Consider the following 8,514-nt stretch of genomic DNA (forward strand, 5'->3'; position numbering starts at 1 on the left):
CGCGTCGCCCGGGCGCGGCCGAGGCGGTGGCGGCGCCGCGCGGGGCGCCGGCGGGCAGGGCGCCCGTGAGCGGTGGGGCGGCTTCGGACCCTGGTTCCTGGTGCTGCCCGCGCTGCTGCCGATCCTGCTGCTGAGCGTGGGGCCGCTGCTCTACGGGATCGCCCTCGCCTTCACCGACTCCCAGTCGGGCCGTACCGAACCCACCGAGTGGATCGGCCTGCTGAACTTCCGCGACCTCAGGCACGACGGGCTGTTCTGGGAGTCGTTCCGGATCGGCCTGGTGTGGGCGGTGGGCGTGACCGTGCCGCAGTTCCTGCTCGGCCTCGGGCTGGCGCTGCTGCTCAACCAGGACCTGCGGATGCGCTGGCTGGCGCGGACGCTGGCGATCGTGCCGTGGGCGATGCCGGAGGTCGTCGTCGGCATCATGTGGCGGCTCGTCTACCACCCCGACGCGGGCATCCTCAACGAGACGCTGCGCGATCTGCACCTGGGCGACGGCACCGACTGGCTCGCCGGCCTCTCCAGCGCCCTGCCCGCGGTCATCGTGGTCGGCATCTGGGCGGGCCTGCCGCAGGTGACCGTCGCCCTGCTGGCCGGCTTGCAGAACGTGCCGCGCGAACTCCACGAGGCCGCGGCCGTGGACGGCGCCGGCGCCTGGCGCCGCTTCCGCACCGTCACCTGGCCCGCCATCAGGCCCGTCGCCCTGGCCATCAGCGCCCTCAGCTTCATCTGGAACCTCAACTCCTTCGCCCTGGTGTACGTGCTGACCAGCGGCGGACCCGGCGGGCGCACCCGGCTGCCGATGCTCTTCGCGTACGAAGAAGCGTTCCGCTACGGGCAGTTCGGCTACGCGGCGGCGATGGGGTGCGTGCTGGTCGCGGCCGTCTCCGTACTGCTCGCCCTGCTGCTCGTACGCCGACTGAAGGGGGACGACCAGTGAGCGAACGACACGGACCGACGGGCGCGGACGCCCCGCGCCCCCTCACATCCCTGGCCGATCCCCGCCCCGCCGCCACCCCGGCCGACCCGCGCCGTGCCCGCCGCACCCGGCGCCGGGCCGCCCGCGCCGGCCAGTACCTGGCGCTCCTGTGCTACCTCCTCTTCCTCGCCTTCCCGCTCCTGTGGCTGCTCGCCACCGCCTTCAAGCCGCCGGCCGAACTCGCCACGCTGCACCCGACCTGGCTGCCCGAGCGGCCGACGCTGGACAACTTCCGGCAGGCGTTCGACGAACAGCCGCTGCTGCGCGCCGCGGGCAACAGCCTGCTCACCGCCGGTTGCGCGGCGGTCATCGCGGTCCTGCTCGCCACGCCGCTGGCCTACGTGCTGGCCCGGCACCGCTCCGCGCTCTCCCGCGCCGCCACCGGCTGGGTCGTGGTCAGCCAGGCGTTCCCCTTCGTGCTGGTGATCATCCCGCTGTTCCTGCTGCTCAAGGAGGTCCGGTTGGTCAACCAGCCGGCCGGCCTGGTCCTGGTCTACGTGGTGTGGTCGCTGCCGTTCGCGCTGTGGATGCTCACCGGGTACGTACGGGCCGTGCCGCAGGAGGTGGAGGAGGCAGCGGCGGTGGACGGCGCCGGCCGGCTGCGCACCCTGGTCTCGGTGACGGCGCCGCTGCTCGCGCCGGGCATCGTGGCCACCGCCCTGTTCACCTTCATCACCGCGTGGAACGAGTTCTTCTTCGCGCTCGTCCTGCTCAAGTCCCCGGAGCGACAGACGTTGCCGGTCGTCCTCACCCACTTCATCGGCACCGAGGGCGTCGCCGACCTCGGCCCGCTGGCCGCCGCCGCACTACTGGCCACGCTGCCCTCGCTGCTGCTCTTCGCCCTCATCCAACGCAGGATCACCGGCGGCATGCTGGCCGGGGCGGTGAAGCAGTGACCGCCGGCGGCGCGCCCCTGCGCCGGCGCTCGCTGCTCGCCGCGGCGGCGGTCACCGGCGCCGCGACCCTGCTGCCCGGCTGCGCGCGCGGGCGCCACGACGGGCTGCGGTTCCTCTCGCTGGCCTGGCAGGAGGAGTCCGTACGGGCCAACAAGGCGCTGGTCGCGGAGTGGAACGCGGCGCACCCGCAGTCCCGCGTCAGCTATGTGCAGGGCAGTTGGACCAGCGTCCACGACCAACTCCTCACCTCCTTCGAGGGCGGCGAGGCGCCCGACGTCATCCACGACGCCTCCGACGACCTCGCCGACTTCGCGTACGGCGGCTACCTCACCGACCTGACCGCGCTGCGCTCGGAGCGGCTGCGGCGCGCGATCCCGGCGCACGGCTGGGACACCGCCACCTTCGGCGGCCGGGTCTACGGCGTGCCCTTCCTCCAGGAGCCGCGCATGGTGATGGCCAACCGGCGGCTGCTCGCCGCGGCCGGGGTGCGGCTGCCGACGGTGGCCAAGCCGTGGTCGTGGCCGGAGTTCGCGGCCGTGGCCAGCCGGCTGACCAGGGGCGACGCGTACGGGGTGGCCTGGCCGCTCAAGGAGCCGGTCTCCGCGACGCTCAACCTGTCGCTGTCCACCGGCGGCCGGCTCTTCCACCGCGGCCCGGACGGCAAGGTGACCATCGGCTACGGGCCCGCCGACCACACGGTGCCGCGCACCATCCACGACCAGGTCGTGCGCGAGGGCTCGGCGGCGCGCAGCACCCTCGGCATGAGTGGCGCCGACACGCTGCCGGGGTTCTTCGGCGGCCGGTACGCGATGGTGCCGCTCGGCTTCGCCTACCGGCAGCAGATCGTGCAGCAGGCGCCGAAGGACTTCGACTGGGTGGTGCTGCCCGCGCCCGCCGGCCCCGGCGGCGACCTGCGACAGGGCGTCAGCCCGCAGACCCTGTCGATCGCGCAGGACTGCCGCCGCAAGGAGGAGGCGATGGCGTTCGTCGACTTCCTGGTGCGCCCGGAGAACCAGGTGCGCCTCGCGCGCGGGGACTGGCTGCTGCCCACCGCGACCGCCGCCCTCGCCCACCCGGCGCTGCACACCGGCCGGTACGGCTGGGCCACCGGCACCGCACTCGCCGCCCATCTGCGCCCGGCCCCGGCCCAGGCCGTGCGCGGCTACCCGGAGTGGAAGGACAAGGTGGCGACGCCGGCGTTCCAGGAGTACTACAGCGGCGCGATCGACGCGGCCGACCTGCGCCACCGCCTGGTCTCCGACGGCAACCGGGTCCTCGCCCGCTACCAGCGCTGACGGCGGGCCGGCGCGGCAACCGCCGCAGGTCGTGACTCCCGCCCCCGTGCCGTAACGCCGCCCGCCGTACGCCGCGGCCCCGGAGCCGATCCCGCACGCCGCGGCCCCCGAAGCCCGAGCCGATCCCGTACGCCACGACTCCCGAGGTCGGAGCCCGGTCCCGGACGCCAAAATAGTTGCACGAGACGTCTCGTCTCGCTTATGGTGATCGACATGACGACACCAGAACGCGCCCACATCGCCATGTTCAGCATCGCGGCCCACGGGCACGTCAACCCGAGCCTCGAAGTGATCAGGGAACTGGTCGCCCGCGGGCACCGGGTCAGCTACGCGATACCCGCGCCGTTCGCGGAGAAGGTGGCGGCCACCGGCGCCGAGCCCGTGATCTACCCGTCCACGCTGCCGACCGAGGACGACCCGGACGCCTGGGGCGCCGAGCTCATCGACCACCTCGAACTCTTCCTGGCCGACGGCATCCAGGCGCTGCCGCACCTGGCCGACGCCTTCGCCGGCGACGAACCCGACCTGGTCCTGCACGACATCACCAGCTACCCGGCACCGCTGCTCGCCCACCGCTGGCAGGTGCCCGTCATCCAGCTCACGCCGAACCTGGTCGTCTGGGACGGCTACGAGGAGACCGAGCTGGCCAAGACGTTCGAGGACGCCCTACAGACGCCGCGCGGCGCCGCGTACCACGCCAAGTTCGCGAACTGGCTCGCCGCGCACGACATGACCCGCACCTCGCCCGAGCGCCTGGTGGGCGCCCCCGAGCGGGCCATCGTGCTGATCCCCAGCGCCCTCCAGCCGCACCACGACCGGGTGGACACCTCCGTCTTCACCTTCGTCGGCGCCTGCCAGGGCGACCGAGCGGACCAGGGCGAATGGCAGCGGCCGGCGCACCTGGACCCGGAGACCAAGGTGGTGCTGGTCTCGCTCGGCTCGGCCTGGACCAAGCAGCCGGAGTTCTACCGGGAGTGCCTGGCGGCCTTCGGCGACCTGCCCGGCTGGCACCTGGTGCTCCAGATCGGCAAGTTCGTGGACGTCGCCGAACTCGGCCCGATCCCGGCAAACGTTGAGGTCCACCCGTGGGTGCCGCAACTGTCCGTGCTGCGCCAGGCCGACGCCTTCGTGACCCACGCGGGCGCCGGCGGCAGCCAGGAGGGGCTGGCCAGCGGGGTGCCGATGGTGGCGGTGCCACAGGCGGCCGACCAGTTCGGCAACGCGGCCATGCTCGCCGAACTCGGCGTGGCCCGACAGTTGTCGATGGCCGATGCGGACGCCGCCGCGCTGCGGGCCGCGGTACTCGACGTGACCTCCGACCCCGAGGTCGCGGCGGCGGTGCGCCGGATGCAGCAGCGCACGGCCGCGGAGGGCGGCACGCACCAGGCCGCCGACCTGATCGAGGGGGCACTGCCGCCGCGCGCTCGGGGGTGAGGGACGGTGGGCGTTGGCTTCGGCTTCGGCTGGGGCTGGCGCGGGTCGTGGCCGGCTGCCGGTCGTACGGGGCTGGCGCCGGGGCCCGTTCGGCGCGGCTCCTGGCGCGGTCTCTTCGCGTACGGAGCCCGACCCCACCTCGTACGAAGCCAGAATCCCCGGCTCGTACGGGGCCCCACCGCACCTCGTCCCACCCCGGAAGGCAAACGCGCCGCGGAGCGTCCGCCCACCTGGGTGGTGGGGGAGCTCCGCGGCGCGTTCGCGTGCGGTGGATCAGTGAGGACTAGGAGGCGTCCCGTACCCGGCCGGTGAGCACCGGGCCCTTCAGCTCCTTGCCGTCGTTGTCGTAGGTGACCAGCTGGACCTGGAGGACCTCCTCCGACTCGGCGACCTTGTCCTTGACGGTGGGCACGGTCACCACCCGGGTGAGTTCGCCGCCCTCCACCGCGGCCGAGATCGACGGCGGCTGCGACGCCTGCGACAGCGGCCTGACCGGCGTCGGGTCCTCGAAGAACGTCTCCTCGAACCACTTGCGGTCGACGTCGTCGGAGGCCAACTCGGTGCCCTTGGCCGGCTTCTGGGCCATCAACACCGACCAGATCTCGGCATCGGCGACCTGGGAGATCCGCACCCGCCAGGTCAGCGCCTCACCCTCGGTGACGCTGTCCTTGATCGGCTCCACCGTGACCTTCGGCATCGGGTCGTCGTTGCGGACGAGCAGGCCGCCGGAGTCGGCGCCGACGACGGCGCCCCGGATCGCCTTCACGGAGACCGGGTGCCGGTAGTCGTAGCCGTAGCGGGTGTTGCCCGTCACCTTGACCGGCAGGTCGATGGAGTGAGTGCCGGGGCGCAGCGTCACCAGGCGCTGCGACTCCTTGTCCGTGAACGGGTCGTGCTGGAACACCCGGACCTGCGCGGTGCCGCTGCCCGAGACGCGGATCGGCACCCGGTGCGTGCGCTGCCCCGAGTTGCCCTCGGGCACCTCGGCCAGGCCGACGTCCACGCGCGGCAGCGAGACCGGCGTGACCGCGGGGGTGCCGGCGCGCCAGCCCCACGCGTCCAGCAGCCAGACCCGCCCGGCGCCGCGGCGCGGCGTCAACTCCAGCTTCTTCACGCGCGCCAGGTCGACCCGGGCCTTGCTGGCGGCCGACAGCGACACCCGCACCTCCTGGCCCCAGTGGGCGGACATCTGCTGGTGCGAGGCCAGCCCGTCCACCTGCACCTGGCCGAGCACGGCGCGGCGGCCCGCCGCGTCCGTCACGGCGACGTCCAGCTTGGTGCCCTTGGTGTTCGGCGGCACGATCACGCGCAGCGCGAGCGCTGTGGAACCGGTCACCGAGACCGGCTTGGGCAGCCCGATCCCGATCGGCTTGCCCGCCTTCGACCAGCGCGCGTCAATCGCGTGCCGGTCCGGGTCCGCCGCCACCTGCCAGGAGACGAAGTGCGGTGAGTAGTCGGTCTCGTTCTCCACCAGGCAGGCCTGCGCCTCGTCCTGGGAGACCTGGACGCAAACCCGACCGCCGGAGACCGACAGCGCCGGGCTCGGAGCGACGAGCGGCTTGCGGTTGCCGCCGATGGCGTGGCTCAGGACGCGGGCCGGGCCGGCCGAGGGTGCGCTGCGGTGCGAGCCGTCGAGCAGCGGGCGCACCTTGTCGTCACCCGCGACGAACAGCCGGGCCGCGGCGGCGATGTACACGGCGCCCGCGACCTGCTGCTGGGTGGCGGACAGTCGGGTCTTGGTGCCGGGCGAGCAGACCCGGTTCGGGCCCTCGCCCGGGAAGTAGTCGTCGTCGGACGGGGCCTCCGACTGGCCGGGCGTCCACTCGGTGTTGAAGAAGTTGTGGTTGGCGCCGACCACGTACAGCGAACTGTGCAGGGCGGCGCCGCGGCTCACGCCCCGGGTGCCGTCGGTGTAGATCTGGCCCTGGAGGTCGGACACGTCGCCGTCACAGCCGGGCAGGATGGTCGCCGACGGCACGTCGGGCACCGGGTTGTGGCCGAAGATCGTCGGGCCGATCAGCACGTTGCCGCGGATGCGCCAGCGCACCGGACCGCGGTAGCCGTCCTGCGCGGCCGGCGGCTTCGTCAGGCTGTCCATCGCCGCCCGGTTGACGCCCTCACCGCCGCGCGAGTGGCCCACCAGCAGCACCTTCGACAGGTCGGCCGGCGCCACCGCGCGCACCGCGCCCGGGGTGCCCTTCGGCTTGCCGGCCCAGTCCGCCCAGTGCGCGAGGTGCTGGCGCACCAGCGAGGAGCGGGCCTGCGCGCCGCCGTCCTCGGCGGCGAAGTCCTGGCCGTTGATGCCGTTGGCCGAGATGGAGACGGTGACGTAGCCCTGGGAGGCCAGGAGCTGCTGGGCGCGCAGGTAGCCGCGGTAGCTGGGCACCTGCTTGGCCCCGGCGGCGCACGGCCAGTCGCCGGTGATGTCCTCACCGGTCGTGCCGTAGCAGGTGATGTGCCGGCCGTGCAGGAACAGCGCGAGCGGCCGGCGCCCGGGCGCGTCGGTCGGCCCGACGACCGTGGCGCGCATCTCCACCGGCTCGGGGAAGTCGGGCAGTCGCACCGACTTCAGGGCGTACTCGCCGCGGGCGGTGTGGAAGCGGCCGGGCTTGCCCGGGTCCACCGCGTTCGCCGGCGCCTGGGCCGGCGGCTGCGCGGAGGCCCTGGGGGCGCCCTTGGCGGGCGTACGGGCCGGGGCCGCGGCGTCCACGCGACGGGTGCCGGCCCGCGCCTGGAGCTCGGTACCCGCTGTCAGCCGTTGGTCGCCGATGGCGAGTCGGAACGTTTTTCCGTCCGCGTCGGCCACCGGCGCGCCGAGCAGCCGGTCGCCGGCGTGGAACGTGATGCGGGCATCACCCATCGGCACCGGCTCGTGCGCCTGCCACACCAAGTGGCGGTTGGCGCCCTGCCCGGTCAGCCGCCAACCGGTCGGGAGCTGCCCGTCCGCCCCGACGGTGGCGGCGGTCGGTATGCGGTCGTGCGACTGCTGGCCGGTGGCGGGTCTCGGCGCCCCGTGCGCCAACCCGGGCAGCCCGGCCGCCAACGCGAGGGCCGCCAGGGTGGCGGTCACCGTGCGTGGGACATGGATCAAGATGGTCTCCTTCGTGCCGACGTCGTCTCGGCGTGCGGCCAACCGGCCGCGCACCCGACGGGCGGGCCCCGCGCGGGCGCGGAACTCCCGCCATCGCGAAGGATGGCGAGCGGGCCGCGGAGGTTGCTCCTCCGATGATCAACTTGGCCATAAACCCGTCACTTGGCCGGGACGCCCCCGCCCGACCGACGAGCCGTCGACTGCGGCCGGCGGTGCCCGACGCCTGGCGCGGGGGCTTCCACGTGGCCCCTCCGCGCCAGCCGCGCCGCCGCCTGCGCCCCGCGCTCCGTACGCGACTGCCGCCCCGCCCCGTACACCGCTCCCGCGCCACCGGGGCCCGCCGCGCCGCCCCGTACGAAGACGACTGCGGTACGGGCCTCGTACCAAGACGGCTGCGGTACGGGCCTCCGTACGAGAGCGGCTGCGGTGCGAGCCCCGGCCTCCGTACGCCCCGCCCCACGCGCAGCCCCTCCCGTACGCCCCGTACGAACGCAGCCCCCGTACGCGCACGGCCGCCACCCAGGCGCAGCCCCCACCCGGGCGCGGGCGCCTCCGGACGCGCGTACTCCCCAACGACGGCCCGCCCGGACAGAGGCCAACCCGCGCACGGCCCCCACCCGCGCACGGCCCCCACCCGGGCGCAGCCCCCTCGGGCGCGGGTGCCCCGCCCGCACATGGCCCCGGGCCCCCCCCCGCGCGGCGGGGGGGGGGGGGGGGGCGCGGGGGGGGGGGGGCCCGGGGGGGGGGGGGGGGGGGGGGGGGGCGCGGGCGGGGGGGGGGGGGGGGGGGGGGGGGGGGGGGGGGGGGGGGGGGGGGGGG

Annotated in this window: 4 protein-coding genes and 1 pseudogene; 4 read left to right on the forward strand and 1 reads right to left on the reverse strand. The window is 74.6% G+C overall.

What is annotated here, in order from left to right:
• The 4 genes and pseudogenes from AAHZ94_RS23135 to AAHZ94_RS23150 all read left to right on the forward strand — a co-directional run.
• Positions 1 to 940: carbohydrate ABC transporter permease (locus AAHZ94_RS23135; RefSeq protein ID WP_502964752.1), on the forward strand; the 940-nt coding region annotated here is incomplete at its 5' end.
• A 137-nt stretch (positions 941 to 1,077) separates the two neighbouring features.
• Complete coding sequence (locus tag AAHZ94_RS23140) at positions 1,078 to 1,875, forward strand: carbohydrate ABC transporter permease (RefSeq protein ID WP_349994911.1); 798 nt, start codon at positions 1,078 to 1,080, stop codon at positions 1,873 to 1,875.
• Between the two features lie 17 nt (positions 1,876 to 1,892).
• Positions 1,893 to 3,170, forward strand: a complete 1,278-nt coding sequence (locus tag AAHZ94_RS23145; RefSeq protein ID WP_502964753.1) for an ABC transporter substrate-binding protein — start codon at positions 1,893 to 1,895, stop codon at positions 3,168 to 3,170.
• 176 nt (positions 3,171 to 3,346) lie between these two features.
• A pseudogene (locus AAHZ94_RS23150) lies at positions 3,347 to 4,604 on the forward strand (macrolide family glycosyltransferase).
• 283 nt (positions 4,605 to 4,887) lie between these two features.
• Here AAHZ94_RS23150 and AAHZ94_RS23155 read toward each other — a convergent pair.
• Positions 4,888 to 7,695, reverse strand: coding sequence for a hypothetical protein (locus AAHZ94_RS23155; RefSeq protein ID WP_349994909.1), 2,808 nt, complete (start codon positions 7,693 to 7,695; stop codon positions 4,888 to 4,890).
• Positions 7,696 to 8,514 lie beyond the last annotated feature (819 nt).

Source organism: Streptomyces sp. HSW2009, from assembly GCF_040240285.1.
Classification (GTDB): domain Bacteria; phylum Actinomycetota; class Actinomycetes; order Streptomycetales; family Streptomycetaceae; genus Streptomyces.